Source organism: Vibrio sp. 378 (assembly GCF_033339435.1).
Window position 1 is genome coordinate 1 of sequence record NZ_JAWOUO010000537.1, and the last position, 708, is coordinate 708.

General features: G+C 40.8%; 1 protein-coding gene. It reads left to right on the forward strand.

All coding sequences use genetic code 11. The features are described from left to right. The coding region (locus tag R7Q48_RS27395) for an ImcF-related family protein (RefSeq protein WP_318133410.1) at positions 1-708 on the forward strand (708 nt) is incomplete at both ends.

Consider the following 708-nt stretch of genomic DNA (forward strand, 5'->3'; position numbering starts at 1 on the left):
GGATGATCTTAAAGCTCATGAAATTGATCATGATAGTGCTATTCAGGGGGTTCAAGCCCGCTATTATCAAGATTATGTCAATGAGTGGAAAACTCTGATAGAGGATGTTCAGCTTAAACAAGCTCCGAGTTTGGCTTTAGCAACAGAGCAATCAAGAGTTTTATCCGGTGTAGAAAGACCAATTGAATCACTTCTGCGTGCAATACAAAAGGAAGTGGGGTTATCGAAAGTAACGTTATCGGAAAATCAAAAGGCAGCAACGGAAGTCGCAGGAAAGGTTGCAAAAGTGAAGTTTTCTAATACGGCAGACAAACTCGATATGTATTTGCCTGAAGAGAATGGATTTAATGTTGCTCTACCAGGTAAAGAAGTTGAATCCCATTTCACCGAAATCTTACGACTTAGTGAACAAGACTTTGATGATATTCAGCAAGCGATGGTGAATTTGCGTTCGTACTTATCTGATTTGTCTAGCTCTGGCAACAATCAAAAAATTGCTTACAAAAGCATATTGGATGGAACGGTGACTCAGGATGTTGCTGCCTCCTTTGCTAGAGCAAAAGATCTCTTACCAAAACCGTTTAATCAATGGTTGGGAGAGTTGTCACAGGAATCGGTTAAGTTTGCAGAAAGCGGCTCGAAAGATCATCTAAATCAGCTTTGGGTGACTAATGTAGTGCGTCCTTATCAGCGGACTATAGCAGGTAG